This is a genomic window from Sulfitobacter sp. PR48 (assembly GCF_028807335.1).
GTDB lineage: Bacteria > Pseudomonadota > Alphaproteobacteria > Rhodobacterales > Rhodobacteraceae > Sulfitobacter.
In genome coordinates this window covers 76,855-95,247 of record NZ_JARAMM010000009.1, presented here as the reverse complement: position 1 = coordinate 95,247, position 18,393 = coordinate 76,855, and the positions used below count along the sequence as shown (strand labels likewise).

17 protein-coding genes and 1 tRNA gene are annotated in these 18,393 nt (G+C 61.9%); 7 read left to right on the top strand and 11 right to left on the bottom strand.

Translation table 11 applies throughout. The features are described from left to right. Positions 1–30 precede the first annotated feature (30 nt). Positions 31–104: transfer RNA gene (locus PVW51_RS13500), tRNA-Gly, on the top strand. Here PVW51_RS13500 and PVW51_RS13495 read toward each other — a convergent pair. Continuing rightward, positions 71–553: a MerR family transcriptional regulator gene (locus PVW51_RS13495; RefSeq protein WP_274575562.1), complete on the bottom strand. Its 483-nt coding sequence runs from the start codon at positions 551–553 to the stop codon at positions 71–73. The two genes, PVW51_RS13500 and PVW51_RS13495, sit on opposite strands and share 34 nt — an antisense overlap. A 9-nt stretch (positions 554–562) precedes the next feature. Here PVW51_RS13495 and PVW51_RS13490 point away from each other — a divergent pair, with 9 nt between their 5' ends. Continuing rightward, positions 563–1,234: a GyrI-like domain-containing protein gene (locus PVW51_RS13490; RefSeq protein ID WP_274575561.1), complete on the top strand. Its 672-nt coding sequence runs from the start codon at positions 563–565 to the stop codon at positions 1,232–1,234. An 18-nt stretch (positions 1,235–1,252) separates the two neighbouring features. Further along, the gene (locus tag PVW51_RS13485; protein ID WP_274575560.1) at positions 1,253–1,513 is read left to right on the top strand and encodes a zinc ribbon domain-containing protein; all 261 of its coding nucleotides are present in this window, start codon (positions 1,253–1,255) and stop codon (positions 1,511–1,513) included. Between the two features lie 3 nt (positions 1,514–1,516). On the opposite strand, the gene PVW51_RS13480 is transcribed toward PVW51_RS13485, so the two are convergent. Further along, entirely contained in the window at positions 1,517–3,136 is a 1,620-nt protein-coding gene (locus PVW51_RS13480) for a long-chain-fatty-acid--CoA ligase (RefSeq protein ID WP_274575559.1), read from the bottom strand. Positions 3,137–3,275: 139 nt separating this feature from the next. On the opposite strand from PVW51_RS13480, the gene PVW51_RS13475 reads away from it, so the two are divergent. Next, on the top strand, positions 3,276–3,722 hold the full coding sequence (locus tag PVW51_RS13475) for a GNAT family N-acetyltransferase (RefSeq protein WP_274575558.1): 447 nt from the start codon (positions 3,276–3,278) through the stop codon (positions 3,720–3,722). Continuing rightward, positions 3,719–4,972 carry a cation:proton antiporter gene (locus PVW51_RS13470; protein ID WP_274575557.1) on the top strand — a complete coding sequence of 418 codons (1,254 nt, stop codon included), beginning with the start codon at positions 3,719–3,721 and terminating at the stop codon, positions 4,970–4,972. The genes PVW51_RS13475 and PVW51_RS13470 overlap by 4 nt, the downstream gene beginning before the upstream one ends. Before the next feature lie 92 nt (positions 4,973–5,064). Here the strand turns inward: PVW51_RS13470 and pgi are convergent, their stop codons facing one another. The 3 genes from pgi to zwf are packed head-to-tail and all read right to left on the bottom strand — an operon-like array spanning position 5,065 to position 8,788. Then, positions 5,065–6,657, bottom strand: a complete 1,593-nt coding sequence (gene pgi / locus PVW51_RS13465) for a glucose-6-phosphate isomerase (protein ID WP_443288075.1) — start codon at positions 6,655–6,657, stop codon at positions 5,065–5,067. Then, positions 6,654–7,325: a 6-phosphogluconolactonase gene (gene pgl / locus PVW51_RS13460; RefSeq protein ID WP_274575554.1), complete on the bottom strand. Its 672-nt coding sequence runs from the start codon at positions 7,323–7,325 to the stop codon at positions 6,654–6,656. The genes pgi and pgl overlap by 4 nt, the downstream gene beginning before the upstream one ends. Beyond that, on the bottom strand, positions 7,322–8,788 hold the full coding sequence (gene zwf / locus PVW51_RS13455; RefSeq protein ID WP_269362085.1) for a glucose-6-phosphate dehydrogenase: 1,467 nt from the start codon (positions 8,786–8,788) through the stop codon (positions 7,322–7,324). Before zwf ends, pgl begins: the two co-directional genes overlap by 4 nt. Before the next feature lie 208 nt (positions 8,789–8,996). Between zwf and PVW51_RS13450 the strand changes: the two genes are divergently transcribed. Continuing rightward, positions 8,997–9,956, top strand: a complete 960-nt coding sequence (locus PVW51_RS13450) for a radical SAM protein (protein WP_274575553.1) — start codon at positions 8,997–8,999, stop codon at positions 9,954–9,956. Here PVW51_RS13450 and PVW51_RS13445 read toward each other — a convergent pair. The 3 genes from PVW51_RS13445 to PVW51_RS13435 all read right to left on the bottom strand — a co-directional run bounded on the left by PVW51_RS13445 (position 9,953) and on the right by PVW51_RS13435 (position 11,787). Beyond that, positions 9,953–10,306, bottom strand: a complete 354-nt coding sequence (locus PVW51_RS13445) for a hypothetical protein (RefSeq protein ID WP_274575552.1) — start codon at positions 10,304–10,306, stop codon at positions 9,953–9,955. The genes PVW51_RS13450 and PVW51_RS13445 overlap by 4 nt on opposite strands. 28 nt (positions 10,307–10,334) lie before the next feature. After that, positions 10,335–11,411, bottom strand: a complete 1,077-nt coding sequence (locus PVW51_RS13440; RefSeq protein WP_274575551.1) for a DUF2855 family protein — start codon at positions 11,409–11,411, stop codon at positions 10,335–10,337. A gap of 94 nt (positions 11,412–11,505) precedes the next feature. Continuing rightward, positions 11,506–11,787, bottom strand: coding sequence for an usg protein (locus PVW51_RS13435; RefSeq protein ID WP_269361949.1), 282 nt, complete (start codon positions 11,785–11,787; stop codon positions 11,506–11,508). A gap of 232 nt (positions 11,788–12,019) precedes the next feature. Here PVW51_RS13435 and gyrA point away from each other — a divergent pair, with 232 nt between their 5' ends. Beyond that, positions 12,020–14,743, top strand: a complete 2,724-nt coding sequence (gene gyrA, locus PVW51_RS13430; RefSeq protein ID WP_274575683.1) for a DNA gyrase subunit A — start codon at positions 12,020–12,022, stop codon at positions 14,741–14,743. Positions 14,744–15,217: 474 nt separating this feature from the next. On the opposite strand, the gene PVW51_RS13425 is transcribed toward gyrA, so the two are convergent. The 3 genes from PVW51_RS13425 to ctaA form a co-directional block, all read right to left on the bottom strand. Further along, complete coding sequence (locus PVW51_RS13425; RefSeq protein ID WP_274575550.1) at positions 15,218–15,568, bottom strand: hypothetical protein; 351 nt, start codon at positions 15,566–15,568, stop codon at positions 15,218–15,220. Positions 15,569–15,729: 161 nt separating this feature from the next. Then, positions 15,730–17,205: a carboxypeptidase M32 gene (locus PVW51_RS13420; RefSeq protein WP_274575549.1), complete on the bottom strand. Its 1,476-nt coding sequence runs from the start codon at positions 17,203–17,205 to the stop codon at positions 15,730–15,732. Between the two features lie 2 nt (positions 17,206–17,207). Then, positions 17,208–18,356 carry a heme A synthase gene (gene ctaA / locus PVW51_RS13415; RefSeq protein WP_274575548.1) on the bottom strand — a complete coding sequence of 383 codons (1,149 nt, stop codon included), beginning with the start codon at positions 18,354–18,356 and terminating at the stop codon, positions 17,208–17,210. Positions 18,357–18,393 lie beyond the last annotated feature (37 nt).

The following is an 18,393-nucleotide window of genomic DNA, read 5'->3' as shown; positions in this document are numbered from 1 at the left end:
TGCGCCCCGCGCATATCCAATCGCAGGCGCGCGGGTATGGTGAAAAGGTATCACGGCAGCTTCCCAAGCTTTAGTTACGAGTTCGATTCTCGTTACCCGCTCCACCTTCCACTTCATTCAATCCATCCTGCGGCGCGCGCGCAAGCGCTTGTCTGGTCTGTTGCAGCAGCGTCAGGAAACGCTGGCTCGCCGCCAGACGGGTCGCGACCTCGGCGATCTTGTCGTCCAGAAAGCGCTCCATCTCCTCCGCACCGCCGCCCTGCGCCATGAATTGGCTGACGAACAAGGTGATGTCGGCGATACTCAAACCCGCTGCCTGGGCGTCGCGGATCACTTCCAGGGTCAGAATCGCATCCTCAGGGTAAATGCGATAGCTGTTGGAGGCCTCGGGATCGGTGTCAGACCGGATCAGCCCGTGGCGTTCGTAGAAACGGATCGTATCGCGGCTGACCTCCGCCCGCCTTGCCAGTTCACCGATGCGCATCATGCCCTCAAAACCGTTGACAATGGTCCACAGTTTATAGTTTGCTTCGACCTGCAGGGCAATCGGCAATCAAAGGCGATGACCCGTAAACCGGGCGGAACGGGCTTCACGATGAAGAAGATCGACTTCAAAAAGACGATGAAACAGCTTTATGGCCCCGCGGTCGGGCCATTTGCAGAGATTGACGTGCCGCAGATGCATTTTGTCAAAGTGGATGGCGCAGGTAATCCGAACACTTCGGCCGAATACCTGCAGGCGGTTCAAGGCCTTTATGGTGTCAGCTATGCGATGAAATTTGCCGCCAGAGCGGCACTGTCACAGGATTATGTGGTGCCGCCACTGGAAGGGCTGTGGTGGGCGGATGATCCAACTGCCTTTGCCGCGCGCAGAAAGGATGAATGGCAGTGGACGATGATGATCATGGTGCCTGATTTCGTGACATCCGCGATCTACGAGGCCGCCCGCGACAAGACCAGGCGCAAACTCGGCAGCCTGCCCGAAACGCTGCGGCTTGAACGCCATGACGAAGGCCTGTCGCTGCAAACCCTGCATCTGGGCAGCTATGATGACGAAGCGCCGGTGCTTGCGGATCTTCATCACCGGGTGATGCCTGAACGCGGGCTGACCTTTAACGGGCCGCACCACGAGATCTACCTCAGTGATCCGCGCCGGACGGCACCTGCCCGGCTGAAAACCATCCTCAGACAGCCGGTCCGTGCCGATCCCGCGTCCCTGACCCGCTGCGCCTGACCCTTTCGGAGAATCCAGATGGCCACATCCTCCTGTCAAAGTTGCGGCATGCCGCTCGGCAAGGACCCTCAGGGCGGCGGCACCGAGGCTGACGGCAGCCTCAGCACCACCTATTGTTCGATCTGCTATGCCGAAGGCGCATTCCGGCACCCGGATGTCACGGTGACCGAATTCCAGCAGCACTGCGTCGAGGCGCTGATGCGGTCGGGCATGCCGAAGATCATGGCATGGCTCTTTACCCGCGGGATCCCGAGGCTGGAACGCTGGAAAGGGGTCTGACCCCTATCCGATCAGCACCTCGCCAAATTCTTCGCGCAGGTTGCGTTTCAACACCTTGCCCGTCGCATTGCGCGGCAGCACATCGGTGAACACCACCTTGTCCGGCACCTGCCACTTGGCAATCTTGCCTTCGAACACGCTCAAGACCTCTTCTTCGGACGGGTCCTGCCCTTCGGCCCTGACCGCGACCAGCACCGGGCGTTCGTCCCATTTCTCGTGCCGCGCGCCGATCACCGCGGCATCGGCCAGCTGCGGATGCGAGATGGCGATATTCTCCAGCTCGACAGAGCTGATCCATTCGCCGCCCGATTTGATGATGTCCTTTGAGCGGTCCTTGATCGTGATATAGCCGTCCGGGTCCATGGTGGCGACATCGCCGGTGTCGAACCAGCCGTTGGTCAGGGTCTCTTCCGAGGTTTTCCTGAAATAGGCATCCAGAATCCAGTGCCCGCGGGTCACCAGATCGCCCTGCGCCTTGCCGTCATGCGGCAGCGGCTTGCCATCGTCGTCCAGGATTTCCAGCTCCACCCCGAACACCGGGCGCCCCTGATTTTCGCGCAGGCGGTGCTGTTCCGCCTCCGGCAGGTCGGCGTGTTTGGCCAGCGGGCGGTTGACGGAGCCGACGGGCGACATTTCGGTCATCCCCCAGGCGTGGATCGTATCGACGCCGAATTCCTCGCGGAAGCTCTTGATCATCGACGGCGGACAGGCCGAGCCGCCCACCACGGTGCGCTTGAGGCTGGCCAGCGTGCTGCCGCTTTTCTTGGCCTCGCCCAGCAGGCCCAGCCAGATCGTCGGCACCCCCAGCGCCAGCGAGACGCGGTAGGTGTCGATCAGCCGGACCAGCGACGGGCCGTCCAGCCCCGGCCCCGGCATCACCATGCGCGCGCCGACCATTGCGCAGGCATAGGGCGCGCCCCAGGCGTTGACGTGGAACATCGGCACCACCGGCAGCACAACCTCGGCGGCGGAAATCGCGACACTATCGGCCAGGTTGATGCCAAAGGAATGCAGCACCGTGGAGCGGTGGCTGTAAAGAACACCCTTGGGGTTTCCTGTGGTTCCCGAGGTATAACAAAGGCTTGAGGCGGTATATTCATCCATTTCCGGCCAGTCATAAGCCGCATCGCCCTGGGCCAGCAGATCGTCATAGGCGATGATGCCGGGCAGTTTGCCGGCGGCATCGCCCACCGCGCCCTCCATCAGGACGATATGTTCCAGATGCTCCAGCTTGTCGCGGATCGCGGCGACCAGCGGGACAAAGGTGGCGTCGATGAACAGCACCTTGTCCTCGGCATGGTTGAGGATATAGACCAGCTGTTCCGGGAACAGGCGCGGGTTGATCGTGTGGCAGACAAAACCGCCGCCCGATACGCCAAAGTAGATCTCAAGGTGCCGCCGGTTGTTCCAGGCGATGGTGCCGCAGCGCGCCTGCGGGTCGAGCCCCAGGCCAGTCAGCGCCGAGGCGAGACGCCGGGCATTCGCCGCGACCTGCCCCCATGTGGTTTCCTCGACCCCGCCACCGGTGTTGACCGAATAGATCTGCCCCCCGGCATGGTACCTCTCAGCATGTTCAATCAGGCTGGAAATCAACAGGGGTTGTGACATCATCTGGCCTAGCATCGGGATCCTCCTCATCCGTTCTTTTCGCCAGAGTGGATCAGCGGCCCCGCACTTGCAAGCGTACCGTAAGGTGCCTAAAGGTCAGCTATACGGCCTGTCTGCCTGCCCGCGGGCACGCCCTGAACCGGAGGATTTCCCAATGACACTGATCATTCGCCCCACCACATCCGAAGACCGCGAGAACTGGGACCGGCTTTACCAGGGTTACGCCGAATTCTACAAGGTCGAGCAGACCCCGGAAATGCGCGATACCGTGTTCGGCTGGCTGATGGACGAGGCCCATGAATGCAACGGTCTTGTCGCCGAAACCGCAGAGGGCCGCCTGATCGGGCTGACCCATTTCCGCCCCTTCGCCAGCCCCCTGCGGGCGGTGACCAATTGTTTTCTCGACGATCTCTTTGTCGACCCGGCCGCGCGCGGATCGGGTGCGGCGCAGGCCCTGATCGAGGCGGTGGCGGAACAGGCGCGGGCGCGCGGCTGGGCCACGGTGCGCTGGATCACGGCGGATGACAATTACCGCGGGCGCAATGTCTATGACCGTCTGGCCACAAGGACCATGTGGGTCACCTACGACCTCAAGACATGAACTTTCTGCAGATCACGTCCCTGCTGATTGTCATGGCCGGGGCGTTTGGTGCGATCAACTACCTGTTTCTGAAGCTGCCTTCGGCCATCGGCATCCTTGTGGTGTCGCTGCTGGCCTCCTTCGGGCTGTTGGGGATGGACCTTGCCCTGCCCGCCCTTGGCATCGCCGACACGGTGCGGCAGCTGGTCACCGGCATCGACTTTTCCGAGGCGCTGCTGGAGGGGATGCTGGGCCTGCTGCTCTTTGCCGGTGCGCTGCATGTCAAGCTGAGCGACCTGCGCAGCGAATGGCTGAGCGTGTTCCTGATGGCGACGCTGGGCATCGCCCTGTCGACGCTGGTGGTGGGCGTCGGGTTCTCCTGGCTGACCGGCATGCCGCTGCTGCTGGCGCTGGTCTTTGGCGCGCTGATTTCCCCCACCGATCCGGTGGCGGTGCTGGGCGTGCTGCGCGAGGCCGATCTGCCCAAGGCGCTGGAGACCAAGATTGCGGGTGAAAGTCTGTTCAACGACGGGGTTGGCTATGTGGTGTTCCTGGTGCTGGTGGGCCTCGCCTTTCCGGGTGCGCATCACGGGTCGGGCGGCAGCCCCTTTGGCGATGCGGCACTGCTTTTCGTGCAGGAGGCCTTTGGCGGCGCGGTGCTGGGGCTGGTGCTGGGCTGGCTGACCTTCCGGGTGATGCGCCGGATCGACGATTATTCGCTGGAGGTGCTGCTGACACTTGGGCTGGCTTTTGGCGGTTATGAGCTGGCGGTCTGGCTGCATGTCTCCGCGCCGATCATGGCGGTCTGCGCCGGTCTGCTGATCGGCGATGTGGGGACCGCGCGCGGCATGTCGGAAGAGACCCGCAAATACGTGGAGGCCTTCTGGAAGCTGATCGACGAGATCCTGAATGCGGTGCTGTTCCTGATGATCGGCTTTGAAGTCTTTGCCATCGCCCTGAACGCGGATGTTCTGGTGACCGGCGTGATCACGATTTTCATCGCGCTGCTGGCGCGGCTGGCGGCTGTCGCGGTTCCCATCGCGATGCTGCGCCCGTTCCGCAGTTTCAGCGCCGGGGTGACGCCGATCATGACCTGGGGCGGGTTGAAGGGCGGCATCTCCGTTGCGCTGGCGCTGTCGCTGCCGGACGGCGAGTGGAAGTCGCTGATCCTGACCTGCACCTATGTGGTGGTGGTATTCTCCATCATCGTGCAGGGGCTGACCGTGGGGCGGCTGGCAAACCGGATGGGCCGGGCGCCGGACCTGATGTGACCCATCGGTGCGGCTGCGCCGCATTCGATCCATATTTTGTTGGGGCTCTGCCCCAAACCCCGGGAATATTTACAGCCAAAAAGAAAGCGGGGTCAGGCCCGGTGTTTCAGGATGTAGCCCACCAGGGCGGCGGTGGAGCCGTCCTTGCCTTCGGGGTTTTCGCGACCTTCCACGATGGGTTGCAGGGAGGTGGCCAGTTCCTTGCCCAGTTCCACGCCCCATTGATCGTAGGAATTGATGTTCAGGATCACCCCTTCGACAAAGACGCGGTGTTCGTAAAGGGCGATGATCTGGCCCAGGGTGAAGGGATCGAGCAGCGGATAGACCAGCGTGGTCGAGGGGCGGTTGCCCGGAAAGACCCGGTGGCGGGCCTGGCGTTCAAGCTCATCCCCGGTCAGCCCCTTTGCCTGCATCATGCGCCGCGCCTCGGACAGCGAGCGGCCCCGCATCAGCGCCTCTGACTGGGCGAGGCAATTGGCCAGCAGCAGCTGGTGATGATGGGCGAGGTCAGGCTCATGCCCGTTGGCGGCAACCAGGAATTCGCAGGGCGCCACCCGGGTGCCCTGGTGGATCAGCTGATAAAAGGCATGCTGGCCATTGGTGCCTGCCGCCCCCCAGACCACCGGGCCGGTATGATGCGCGCAATCGGTGCCGTCCATCTGCACCGACTTGCCGTTGCTTTCCATCTCCAGCTGCTGGAGATAATCCGGCAACATCCGCAGCCGTTGATCATAGGGCAAGACCGCGCGGGTCGCATAGCCGCAGAGCTGGTTGTGCCAGATGCCCACAAGCGCCAGCATCATCGGCAGGTTTTCGAGCGGCGCTGCCACACGGAAATGCTGGTCCATCGCCTGGCCGCCGCGCAGAAAGGCATCGAAACCCTTTGGCCCGATGGCGATCATCAGCGCGAGACCAATCGGCCCCCACATGGAGTAACGTCCGCCGACCCAGTCCTCGAAGCCGAAGACCTGGTCGGGGCTGATGCCAAAGGCTGCTGTCTTGTCCTCCGCCGTGCTGAGCGCTGCGAACTGCGTTGCAGGATCACCGCCGTGATCCGTCATCCAGGCCTTGGCGGTGCGGGCGTTGGTCATGGTCTCGATCGTGGTGAAGGTCTTGGAAGCGACGATCACCAGCGTGGTCTTGGCATCCAGCCCGCGCAGCGTGTCGGCGATATGCGCGCCATCGACGTTGGAGACGAAATGGCACCGCGGCCCGTCGTGATAGGGCGCCAGTGCGGCCACGGCCATCGCCGGACCCAGATCGGAACCGCCGATGCCGATGTTGACCACATCGGTGATGGCACTTGCGCGCACTGCGTCGGCATAGCGGCGCATCCGCTCAAGCGTGGCATGAACCTGCGGCATCACATCGGTGCCATCCATCATGACCGGCCCGCCGTCGAGATTGCGCAGTGCGGTGTGCAGGACCGCGCGGCCTTCGGTCTCGTTGATCTTTTCGCCCGCGAACATCGCGTCGCGTTTACCCGCCACATCTGCCTGTTCCGCAAGGGCGATCAGATCGGCGCGGCTGTCCGCGTCAATGTTTGTCTTGGCGTAGTCGAAATGCAGATTCTCCAGCGTGACGGAGAAATCACCCGCCCTGCCCGCATCCTCGAACAGGGCCAGCAGCGGTCTGTCGGTGACGGAATCCGCCCGGCTTTTCAGTTTGTCCCAGATCGTCATCATGCGGCCCAATGTACCTCTGCGTTGTTCAGAACGGTGGCGACGGGCGCCTCTTCGGGGGGCAGCGTTTCAGCGCGTTCCAGTGCCGCGCGTTTCGCATCGCCAAAGATGATCAGATGGGTGGACATCGCGCCGCGCAGCACATGGGCGGGCAAGGTCACGCGCGCGATCTCCTGATCCTCGGGGCGGACGACGCAAAGGTTGGGCGCGCCTGCGGCCATCGCCGCCGCGACCCCGGGGGCCCCCGGAAACAGCGAGGCGGTGTGCATGTCATCGCCCATGCCCAGCACCAGCAGCGACAGCGGCAATTGCGTCTCCAGACCGGGCGCGACGGCGGCGGCGCCCTCCTCTGCCTCCAGACCCGGCTGGTAGAAAGGCAGGAACTGTGCCGCCGCGGCATGGCCGGTCAGCAGCCGCGACCGGACCAATGCCCCGTTGGAACGCGCATCCTCTTCCGGCACCCAGCGTTCGTCGGTCAGCATCACATGCACCCGGCCCCAGTCCAGATCGGTGCCGCTGAGCATGTCAAAGACCGGGCCGGGCGTGGTGCCGCCGGGCACGGCAAAGGAGGCGAATTCATGCACCAGAAGGCATTTCTTCAATTCTCCGGCCAGCCGGTTCGCGACCTTCATCGCCAGGATTTCCCGGTCGGGATATTCGATCAGGTTCATGGGGTCACCTCGCGCCATTCGCGGCCGTCACGCCGCATCAGTTCATTTGCGTAATCCGGCCCGGCGGACCCGCTGTCATAGGGTTTGGGCACGTCATTGCGCGCTTCCCACCCCTGGATGATCGGATCGGTCCAGGCCCAGGCGGCCTCGACCTCATCGCCGCGCATGAACAGCGTCTGGTTGCCGCGCATCACATCCATGATCAGCCGTTCATAGGCGTCGACCTGATCCGCATCCTCGCCCAGGGCTTCGGCAAAGCTCATGTCGAGGGGCACGTCGATCAGCCGCATGCCGCCCGGCCCCGGTTCCTTGATCGTCACGCCAAGGGTGATCCCCTCGTTCGGCTGCAGGCGGATCGACAGCACGTTGCGGTGGCGGCCCGCGTCCTCGCCAAAGATCGAATGCGGGGTTTCCTTGAACACCACGGTGATCTCGGAGGACCGCGCAGACAACCGCTTGCCGGTGCGCAGGTAGAAGGGTGTGCCGGCCCAACGCCAGTTGCTGATATGGGTCTTGAGCGCCACGAAACTTTCGGTGCGCGACCGCGGCGATTCCACCGCCTCCCGGTAGCCGGGCATCTTTTCCTCATTGCCGGTCTCGGCCAGATATTGCCCCCGCACGATATGGTGCGGCAAGACCGGGTCAAGGGCGCGGATGACTTTCAGCTTTTCATCGCGCACCGCATCCGGCGAAAAGCGGGCGGGCGGTTCCATCGCGATCAGGCACAAAAGCTGCATCAGGTGGTTCTGCACCATGTCGCGCATCGCGCCGGACTTGTCATAATATTCACCCCTGCCCCCGACACCCACGGTTTCGGCCACGGTGATCTGGATATGGTCGATGAACTGCGCATTCCACAGGGGTTCGAACAACATGTTGCCGAATCGGACCGCCATCAGGTTCTGCACCGTCTCCTTGCCGAGGTAATGGTCGATCCGGTAGATCTGATCCTCGTTGAAATAGGTGGCCAAAGTCGCGTTCAGCGCATGGGCGCTTTCCAGGTCGCGGCCAAAGGGTTTTTCAACCACGATGCGCGCATCCTTGTCTGCCATGCCCCATTGCTGCAGCCGTTCGGCCAGGTCGCCGAACAGCGTCGGCGAGACGGAGAAATAATAGGCTTCGGTCCGGCCCTTGCCCTTCATGATCTCCTGCAGCTCGGCCCAGCCGGCCTCACCCCGGGCGTCGATGGCGGTATATTCGATCCGCGACAGGAACGCCTGAAGCGCTTCTGGCGTGTGGCTGAACCCGGCGTTGAATTCCTCAATCGCCTCTGCCACCATCTCGCGATAGCCTGCGCTGTCCAGCTCGGTCCTTGCCGCGCCGATGATGCGCGATTCCGGTGGCATCTGTCCGGCGACGAAGCGGCGGAAAAGTCCTGGCAGGATCTTGCGGCGGGCCAGATCACCCGTGCCCCCGAAAATCACCAGATCGAATGGATCGACCGGAATCACCCGGCTTTCCATATGTGGCAGCCGGTCTTTGGCCTGGGTCATGCTGGCTTTGGTCTGGGTCATATCGGCCCCTGCGGTTTCTGAGCTTCCGTTAGCGCTACCATACTCGTAATTTCGGGCTTCACAAGGTCGTGCAATGCCCCCGGACAGGTCTTTTCATGCCTGGCCCGATCGCTTAGCACAAAGAATAGCATCCGAAACGATCAGACAAGGACCTATCATGAAAGATATGGCCAACGCCAAATCGCAGGCGAATGTCGGCAAGTTCATCGATCCGGCGATCACCGCCAGGGGCGAGCCGCGCGCGACAGTGGCGCTGAGCAATCCGCAGACGCTGTGGTTCAACACCGGCACGCTGTGCAACATCGAATGCGCCAATTGCTACATCGCCTCCTCCCCCACCAACGACGCGCTTGTCTATATCACCGCCGATGAAGTGCGCGATTACCTTGACCAGCTTGAGGCGCGCAAATGGGCGGTGCGCGAAATCGCCTTTACCGGGGGCGAACCTTTCATGAATCCCCAGATGATCGAAATGACAGAGGCATCGCTGGCGCGCGGATACGAGGTGCTGATCCTGACCAACGCCATGCGCCCGATGATGCGCAAAGCGGTGCAAGAGGGGCTCAAACGGCTGAACACGGCCTACCCCGGCAAGCTGACGCTGCGGATCTCTGTCGATCATCATCGCCCGGCGCTGCATGATGCGGAACGCGGCGAAGGGTCTTTTGACAAAACGCTCGCGGGCATGAAATGGCTGCGCGACAACGGCTTGCGCATGGCCATCGCCGGCCGCTCCGTCTTTGCCGACAGCGAGGCGGAAAGCCGCGCGGGCTATGCCGCATTCTTTGCCGAACACGGATTTGACATCGACGCCGACAATCCCGGCATGACCGTGCTGTTCCCGGAGATGGACGAACGGATCGACGTGCCCGAGATCACCACCGCCTGCTGGGGCATATTGAACAAATCGCCAGACGCGGTGATGTGTTCGTCCTCCCGCATGGTGGTCAAGCGCAAGGGCGCCAAGACGCCTGCCGTGCTGGCCTGCACCCTGCTGCCCTATTCCCCCGAATTCGAACTGGGCACGACGCTGGCCGAGGCCGAGGGTGCGGTGGCCCTGAACCACCCCCATTGCGCGAAATTCTGCGTGCTGGGCGGGGCCAGCTGCTCGGCCTAGGCTGAGGCTCCCGACAGATGCCGCTGCCAGCCGCGCTGCATCGCCTCTGGCACATGCCTGGATGCGGGCAAGACGTTCGGTTTCGGGCTGCCTGCACCGCAGGGCGGCTTCCTGCCGCGTCCTTTCGGGCCGATCCAGAAGGCTTCTGCGAACCGCCTGGATTCACGAAACAGCCATTGAACATGAACCGACCGCAGATCGTCGGACATCCTGCGCATATAGGCCAGAGCGGAGGTCTCGGCCCCCTGCTCCCGGGCGGCGCGCACCAGCGCCAGCAGCGCGCCGTTCCTCCTGAACAATGCCTCGTGACCGATGATCAACGACAGATGCGGTGCGGCGGACCGCGCCATGAGGAAGCGGGCTAGATCACTTCGTGTATCAAGATGAGTTTTCAATCACGACAACATGTCCGTCGCGCGGGCTGGCGCGGCCCTCTGCCAGATCGGCATAGACCTGGGGTGCGGCCTCGATGCCCGCGTGCACCCTGACTTGCATCCAGCTCCCGGCTTCTGCTGCGATGCGCTTCCAGGCCGCCGCGATGCGCTTTTCGATCTCGCCCGGCCCCCATTCCTCGCGCCGCTTCGCAATCTGGGACGGAGCGAAAAAGAACTGTGGTTTCGGCCCCGGCAGGGATTTCTGCGGGCGAAACTGGTCCCAGTGGCTGGTGCCGACGGCGGCCGAATGTTTCAGAACCTCTGCCAGATGGCTGTGCAGCTTCAGCTTGACCTCCGCATTGCCCGACATGTCCACATAGACCGAAGGCACCTGCGCGATCTTTTCGATCTCATCATAGCTCAGCACCTGGTCACAGGCCCCCAGCCCCTCGACAAAGCTGCGGTTACCTTCCGAGGTCAGGCCGATGACGCGATACCTGCGACCCTCCGGCTCTGCCAGGTATTTGCACAGCCCCAGACCGGTCTTGGAGGAGGCCGAGCCGATGATGATCTGTTCCGCGCCAAAACAATCATTGTCCATCAGCCAGTCGAACAAAAGGTATGAAGTCGCCAGAAGTGGCTGCAACAGGGCGCGCAGGTGGTCCTGTTCCACCGCCCCTTGCCGTACCGGGATATAGCGGTTGTAGACCGCAGGCAGTTCGGCCCGATGCGGCGCCGCATCCAGGATTACGCCCTGCCCGTCAATTTCCGGGGTGATCACAAGCTCCTCTGCCAGCGGATAGAACCCATAGATTCGTGCCCCCGGCTGCAGGGCATCGCTGCGGCTTTCCACCACATTTGCAACGCCCCAGACCGGGACCTGCCCCATACCGTCAATCCCAGTGGGAAAGAACTTCCAGTAGCCGATGTCAAACCCCACCGCAGCATAGGTGACGTTGTTGGCCGTGATGGCAAAGCTTTCCAGCCGCAGCCGGGCCTCGCCCGGTTGCAACGGTGGGCGCGCCACCTCTTCCAGCCGGATTTGCGTGATGTTCTTCTGGTCGACAAGCAGCCGTTTCATGCCGTTCCTCCCATATGGCCTGCCTCAGCCTAACCGGGGAACAGCCGCATGTGAGCCGGAAAATACAGCGACGCCACGTCACATTGCGATACGCTCAATGAAGGATGAATTCGCCCACCTGATTGCGCCACTCACCCGGGCCGATCAGCTTGCGATGGGTGAACCGCACGGAATGAAGCGGGCCTTCGATCTGCTCCTGCCAGAACTCGACAAAGCTGAAGAGTTTCGGATGATCCGGTGCCAGGTCGTAGTCCTGCCAGATGTAGCTGTTCAGCACATGGGTATAATCCGGCATCCGGTAAAAGAACTCTGCCGTGGTCAAACCATATCCCCTGAGCATCATTTCGGTTTCAGTTGGAACTTGTGTCTGGGCCATTTGTGACCTCTCCTTGCTGCTTCCATAGAACCACCTTGGCACGAATGAATTACTTTTCAATAAAAACAGTGTGTTATCACTCTATAAGATTGGCTGCCAGTGTTCCGGGGGCATCGTGCATTGCACCTGATATGCCCGGTCTGCTATAAAAACTTACAATATATAGATCGCCATCAGAAGCAGAGCAGTCAACGTGAACGACACGCCGGAAACCCCTGAAAACGAAGATGAAATGCCGCCACAGCGGCCCGAATTCGATGGCCCTTCGGTCACCATCGAACATGAGATGCGCACATCCTATCTGGATTACGCCATGTCGGTCATCGTCAGCCGTGCGATTCCCGATCTGCGGGACGGGTTGAAACCTGTGCACAGGCGTATCCTTTTTGCCATGCACGAGACCGGAAATACCCACGACAAGTCCTATCGCAAGTCCGCGCGGCCCGTGGGCGATGTCATGGGCCAGTACCACCCACATGGCGATTCCGCGATCTATGACGCTCTGGTGCGGATGGCACAGGATTTCTCCATGTCGCTGCCGCTGCTCGACGGTCAGGGCAACTTTGGCTCGATGGATGGCGATAACGCCGCCGCCATGCGCTATACCGAAGTGCGGATGGACAAGCCTGCGGGTTTCCTGCTGGCGGACATCGACAAGGATACCGTCGATTTCCAGGACAATTACGACGGCAAGCAGAAAGAGCCTTCGGTTCTGCCCGCCCGTTTCCCGAACATGCTGGTCAATGGGGCCGGCGGTATCGCGGTCGGCATGGCCACCAACATCCCGCCCCACAACCTGGGCGAGGTCATCGACGCCTGCCTGGCGCTGATCGACGACCCGGATCTGACCTCTGAGCAGCTGATCGAATATGTCCCCGGCCCCGACTTCCCCACCGGCGGCATCATGCTGGGCCGCTCCGGCGCGCGCAAAGCCTATCTTGAAGGGCGTGGCAGCGTCATCATCCGGTCGAAAACCCGGGTCGAAGAACTGCGCAAGGACCGCTGGGCCATCGTCATCGACGAGATCCCCTATCAGGTGAACAAGGCCACGATGATTGAACGCATCGCGGAACAGGCGCGCGAGAAGAAGATCGACGGCATTGCCCATGTGCAGGACGAATCCGACCGCAATGGCGTGCGGGTCGTGATCGAGCTCAAGCGCGACGCGACCGCCGAGGTCGTGATGAACCAGCTCTACCGCTTTACCCCGATGCAAACCTATTTCGGCTGCAACATGCTGGCGCTGAACGGCGGCCGCCCCGAAACGCTGACCCTGCGGCGCTTCCTGACCAGCTTCATCGACTTCCGCGAAGAAGTCGTGGCCCGGCGCACTGCCTATCTGCTTCGCAAGGCGCGCGAGCGCAGCCATATCCTGTGTGGTCTGGCCGTCGCGGTCACCAACATCGACGAGATTGTCGCGACCATCCGCGCCTCTGCCGACGCCGCGGAAGCGCGCGAAAAGCTGATGACACGACGCTGGCCCGCCGCCAGCATCCTGGAATATATCGCGCTGATCGACGATCCGACCCATACCGCCAATGACGACGGCACCTATAACCTGTCAGAGGCACAGGCCCGCGCGATCCTTGAACTGCGGTTGCAGCGCCTGACCCAGATCGGCGTCAAGGAAGTCACCGACGAGTTGGAAGAACTGGCAGGCAAGATCAAGGAATACCTGGAGATTCTGGGCTCCCGCGAGCGGATCATGGGCATCATCTCGGACGAGCTGCGCGAGGTGAAAGAGCTTTTCGCTGTGCCGCGCCGCACCGAGATCGTGGACTGGTCCGGCGACATGGAGGACGAAGACCTGATCGCCCGCGAGGACATGGTCGTGACCGTGACCTCCGGCGGCTATATCAAACGGACCCCATTGGCCGATTTCCGCAGCCAGCGGCGCGGCGGCAAGGGGCTGTCGGGTGGCGGGTTGAAAGAGGACGACGTGGTCACCACGCTCTTTGTGGCCAACACCCATACGCAACTGCTGTTCTTCACCACCGAAGGCATGGTCTACAAGCTCAAGACCTGGCGCCTGCCGCAGGGCAGCCGCACCTCCAAGGGCAAGGCGATTGTGAACATCCTGCCGATCCCGACGGGCGTGTCGATTGCCGCCATCATGCCGGTGGACCGCGACGAAGATGAATGGGACGACCTGCAGGTGATCTTCTGCACCGATCACGGCACCGTGCGGCGCAACAAGCTTTCCGATTTCACCAACGTCAAATCGAACGGCAAGATCGCGATGAAGTTCGAAGGCGAAAGCGAAGGCTGGAAGCTGATCAACGCGCGGATCGCCTCGAACGACGACAATGTGATGCTGACCACCAATTCGGGCCGGGCGATCCGTTTCCGCGCCGATGACGTGCGGGTGTTCAACTCGCGCGCCTCCACCGGGGTGCGGGGCATCAGGCTGGCGGGCGACGACCGTGTGGTCTCCATGTCGGTGATCCGCCACTTCGAGGCGACCTCGGACGAACGCGCCGCCTATCTCAAGATGCGCCGCGCGATGGCGGGCATTGCCGATGACGCCGAGGTGGAGGATGAGGACGAGGGCAACGCCAATGCGATCCTGCCGATGGAGCGTTACGTGGAAATGTCCGAAGCGGAAAACCTGATTCTGACGATCACCTCCGGCGGCGTGGGCAAGCTCAGCTCGGCCCATGATTATCCGCTGCGCGGGCGTGGCGGCATGGGTGTCACCGCCTGGGACAAGCGGATGCAGACGGGGCAGATCGTGGCCTCCTTCCCAGTGGAGATGGATGATCAGATCATGCTTGCCACATCCAAGGGGCAGTCGATCCGGGTGCCGGTGGATGGTATTTCGTTCCGGTCCCGCTCAGCGGGTGGCGTGAAGGTGTTCAACACCGGCAAGGGTGAAGAAGTTGTCAGCGTGGCCTGGATCGCGGATCAGGGTGATGCGGATGTCGATGACAGCGCATCGGAAGATCCCGCCGAATAAAGCGTTTCCAGTTTTCGTTGAAACGAAGCATCGCCAATGCCCCGATAGCGCCGAAGGCGCGGCAGGGTATTGGCGATACTATAGCGCTTCGGGATATACCTGAATCACTTGTTCGCTGCCTCTCCCTGCGGTCGAACGCGAAAAGTGATGTTGGATGTTTCAAGTTAATCCCGAAACGCTTTAGATAAACTGAAAACTCAATAAAGCGTCATGCGAAAAACCAGAATCACGCGACGCTGCCTGATGTTTCAGGCATTTCGTCAGACTCTGTAATTCTCCAAATCGGATGTCGGTCCATCGCGTGACGGGCAGGTCAGCTTTGGCTGATCTCTGGCACCTGCGCCAGCAGATCCAACGCCCGGACCGTTTTACGATCCGGCGCAAAACAAAGGGTCACAAACGCAAACACCTCCCGACCATATAGCCGGGAGGTGTGAATTTTCCAAACCCTGCCCCGAGGGGCGCGGTCATGAATTAATCAGTGACAGTTGTGGTGGTTGTTGTGCCATTGCTGCTGTCGCTGGCTGCCAGAACGACAAGCAGCAGTGCACCGGCTGCAACTGCCGCGCCTGTGCCAAGACCGGCACCGGCTGCGTAGAGCGCGCCACCATCGTCATCCTGAACGCAACGACGTGCACGCACACCGTCGATTGTTTCGATTTCAGCTTTGCAGCTGTAAATCTGGCCATTGCCGCCCTGAACCCGGATCGGGTAGTTCGGATTGCCGGTTTCACCCAGGACAGCTGCCTGAGTTGTATTCTGTGCAGATGCACCTGCGGCAATGGACATTGCAACAGCTGCGGTAAGTGCGAAAATCTTTTTCATCTGGACCAAACTCCCAAGAGTATTTCTGTTCACAATTCTTATGACACGTATCAAAAGTCACTGAAAGCCATGTATCGCATTCATCGGCATTTTGCACCTGCTGATACAAAAAAATCGCACAAAAAACAGGAGAACATTGGCAAAAAAATGCTCATTGCCCGCTACAACTCGTAAATCTCGGTAAATTTGCTCCGCAAATAGCCCAGAAGCGGCGACTCGGATGGCGGCTTGCCCGTTGCCCGGGCGATGACATCGCGCGGTTCCAGCAACCCGCCGTGGCTTTGTACATTGTCGCGCAGCCAGGCGGTTGCGGTGCTGGTATCCCTTTGCGCCAATTGGTCGTCCAGACCGGGAACTGCGGCCCGCATCGCCTCGTTCAGGCATCCGGCATAGACATTGCCCAGCGAATAGGTCGGGAAATAGCCCAGCAGACCCACAGACCAATGCACATCCTGCAGTACACCGTTCGACGGCTTGTCGACCGGAAAGCCGAAATCGGCCTCGAATCGATCGTTCCAGGCCGCTTCCAGGTCCTGTACCTGCAGGTCATGCGCCACCAGCGCGCGTTCCAGGTCGAACCGCATCAGCACATGCAGATTATATTGCAGCTCATCCGCTTCGGTGCGGATAAAACCGTCGGAAACCCGGTTCACGACCCTGTAGAAGGTTTCGGCATCGGGAATGCCGAAATCGCCGAACACCTTTTTCATCTCGCCAAACAGCCAGGCGGTAAAGGCGCGGCTGCGGCCGATCTGGTTCTCGTAGATCCGGCTCTGGCTTTCGTGCACCCCCATCGACACGCCGCGGCCCAGCGGGGTCAGCAGATAGGCCCGGTCGATCCCCTGTTCATAGGCGGCATGGCCGACCTCGTGAATCGTGGAGTAAAAGCAGTTGAACGGGTCCGTCTCATTGGTCCGCGTGGTGATCCGGACGTCCAGACCGGAGCCGGAGGAAAACGGATGCACCGCCTTGTCCACCCGGCCCATGGACATGTCATAGCCAAAGGTCTTGGCCAGATGGCGGGTCAGTTTCATCTGCGCCGCCTCGTCAAATGTGCCCGTCAGCTTCGGCGGGGCCTTGGCGGCGCGGACTGCCGCACGCAGCTCGCTCAGTTCCGGGCGCAGCGCGCCGAACATCCCGGCAATTTCCGCCCCCGTGGTGCCGGGCTCATAATCCTGCAACATGGCATCATAGACATCCCCGCCCAGGGCCAGCGCCTGCCCCTCTTCGCGTTTCAGCGCGATGACCTCGGTCAGCGTGGGGGCAAATGCGGCAAAGTCATCCGCCGCCCGCGCCTCGGCCCAGATGCCTTGCGCTTCGGAGGTGACGCGGGCGATCCGTGCCGCCAGCTGGGCCGGCACCTTGCTGGCGCGTTCAAAGCTGCGGCGGATGTGGCGCAGGTTGGCGCGGCCCACATCATCCAGCGCGCTGTCCTCGATCTCTGCCAGCCAGTCGCCCAGGCGGGGATCGACGCGGCGGGCATGCAGCACCGATTCCATCGCGGCCATTTCCTCGGCCCGTTGCGGTGCTGCACCGCGCGGCATCATGGTTTCCTGATCCCAGCCCAGCCTGCCGGCCACCTGCGACAGGGCTTCGGTTTCGCGCTGGTACGCCATCAGGTCATCATAGGCTGTCATGGTCATTTTCCTCTCAGGGATGTCGCGACGGGATAGGCGCTCAGGAACCGGGCGCGCAGGATCAGCACCCACAGGACCACTGCAAGCGCCTGATGCGCCAGGGCAATATGGACGGGCGCCGCGTACAGCACGGTGGTGATGCCCAATGCGATCTGCAGGGCCAGTGCCGCCATCACGGCATTGAATGCGAAACGGGTGGTGGCATGGGCCGAGCGGCGTCCGCGCAGCCAGACGACAATTCCGAAGATGGCCAGCAGATAGCCGGTCATGCGGTGGATGAACTGCACCAGCCCCGCATTCTCAAAGAAATTCCGCCAGACCGGGGTCAGGTCAAAGGCCTCGGGCGGAAAGAACTGCCCCTGCATCAGCGGCCAGTCGATGAAATAGCGGCCCGCGTCGATCCCGGCGACCAGGGCGCCCAGCAGGATCTGCACGAACACAAGATGCAGCAGCCCCGTGGCCATGCCGAATTGTTTTGCCTCCCTGGTCCGGCGTGCCTGCATCAGGTCACGCTCCGACCGGCCCAGCATCAGGATGTACCAGGTGATGAACCCCATGATGACAAAGGCAAGGCCAAGATGTGTCGCGAGCCGGTAACTGGCCACATCCGTGACCCCTTCACCGCTGGTCACGCCAGAGGATACCATCCACCAGCCGATCGCCCCCTGCGCGCCGCCAAGCGCGCCCAGCAGCAACAGCCGGCCATGCCAGCCGGCCGGAACCTGCCGGCGCAGGGCGAACCAGCCAAAGCCAAGCGCCCAGACCAGCCCGATCACCCGGCCCAGCTGACGGTGGCCCCATTCCCACCAGTAGATCCGTTTGAAATCAGCCAGTTCCATCCAGGCGTTCTGCACCTGGAATTCGTCGATGGCCTGGTATTTCTCGAACTCCGACTGCCAATGCGCCTCGCTCATGGGGGGCAGCGCGCCGGTCACGGGGCGCCATTCGGTGATCGACAGGCCGGAATCCGTGAGCCGGGTCATGCCGCCCACCGCGATCATGATGAAGACCAGCGCGAAGAGGATCATCAGCCAGACCCGCATCGCGCTGCGGCCAGCGCCCCTGCCCCGGTCGATCACACCTGCCTGGGTCTGCGGCCTCGTGGTGCCGGTCTCGGCCACTTCTTCGAACAACTTGCGTTTTTCAGCCATATCCTGCCTCGGTCTTGAAGTACCGCCTTGGTAGGTC

Excerpts from the sequence above, each read along its gene's own strand:
- PVW51_RS13450 (WP_274575553.1), top strand. The coding sequence starts at position 8,997 with ATGAAAGATATGGCCAACGCCAAATCGCAGGCGAATGTCGGCAAGTTC.
- gyrA (WP_274575683.1), top strand. The coding sequence starts at position 12,020 with ATGCCGCCACAGCGGCCCGAATTCGATGGCCCTTCGGTCACCATCGAA.
- PVW51_RS13475 (WP_274575558.1), top strand. The coding sequence starts at position 3,276 with ATGACACTGATCATTCGCCCCACCACATCCGAAGACCGCGAGAACTGG.
- PVW51_RS13425 (WP_274575550.1), bottom strand. The coding sequence starts at position 15,568 with ATGAAAAAGATTTTCGCACTTACCGCAGCTGTTGCAATGTCCATTGCC.
- pgi (WP_443288075.1), bottom strand. The coding sequence starts at position 6,657 with ATGATGACGATCTGGGACAAACTGAAAAGCCGGGCGGATTCCGTCACC.
- PVW51_RS13420 (WP_274575549.1), bottom strand. The coding sequence starts at position 17,205 with ATGACAGCCTATGATGACCTGATGGCGTACCAGCGCGAAACCGAAGCC.
- PVW51_RS13485 (WP_274575560.1), top strand. The coding sequence starts at position 1,253 with ATGGCCACATCCTCCTGTCAAAGTTGCGGCATGCCGCTCGGCAAGGAC.
- ctaA (WP_274575548.1), bottom strand. The coding sequence starts at position 18,356 with ATGGCTGAAAAACGCAAGTTGTTCGAAGAAGTGGCCGAGACCGGCACC.
- PVW51_RS13435 (WP_269361949.1), bottom strand. The coding sequence starts at position 11,787 with ATGGCCCAGACACAAGTTCCAACTGAAACCGAAATGATGCTCAGGGGA.
- PVW51_RS13470 (WP_274575557.1), top strand. The coding sequence starts at position 3,719 with ATGAACTTTCTGCAGATCACGTCCCTGCTGATTGTCATGGCCGGGGCG.
- zwf (WP_269362085.1), bottom strand. The coding sequence starts at position 8,788 with ATGGAAAGCCGGGTGATTCCGGTCGATCCATTCGATCTGGTGATTTTC.
- PVW51_RS13490 (WP_274575561.1), top strand. The coding sequence starts at position 563 with ATGACCCGTAAACCGGGCGGAACGGGCTTCACGATGAAGAAGATCGAC.
- pgl (WP_274575554.1), bottom strand. The coding sequence starts at position 7,325 with ATGAACCTGATCGAATATCCCGACCGGGAAATCCTGGCGATGAAGGTC.
- PVW51_RS13445 (WP_274575552.1), bottom strand. The coding sequence starts at position 10,306 with ATGGCGCGGTCCGCCGCACCGCATCTGTCGTTGATCATCGGTCACGAG.
- PVW51_RS13440 (WP_274575551.1), bottom strand. The coding sequence starts at position 11,411 with ATGAAACGGCTGCTTGTCGACCAGAAGAACATCACGCAAATCCGGCTG.
- PVW51_RS13480 (WP_274575559.1), bottom strand. The coding sequence starts at position 3,136 with ATGCTAGGCCAGATGATGTCACAACCCCTGTTGATTTCCAGCCTGATT.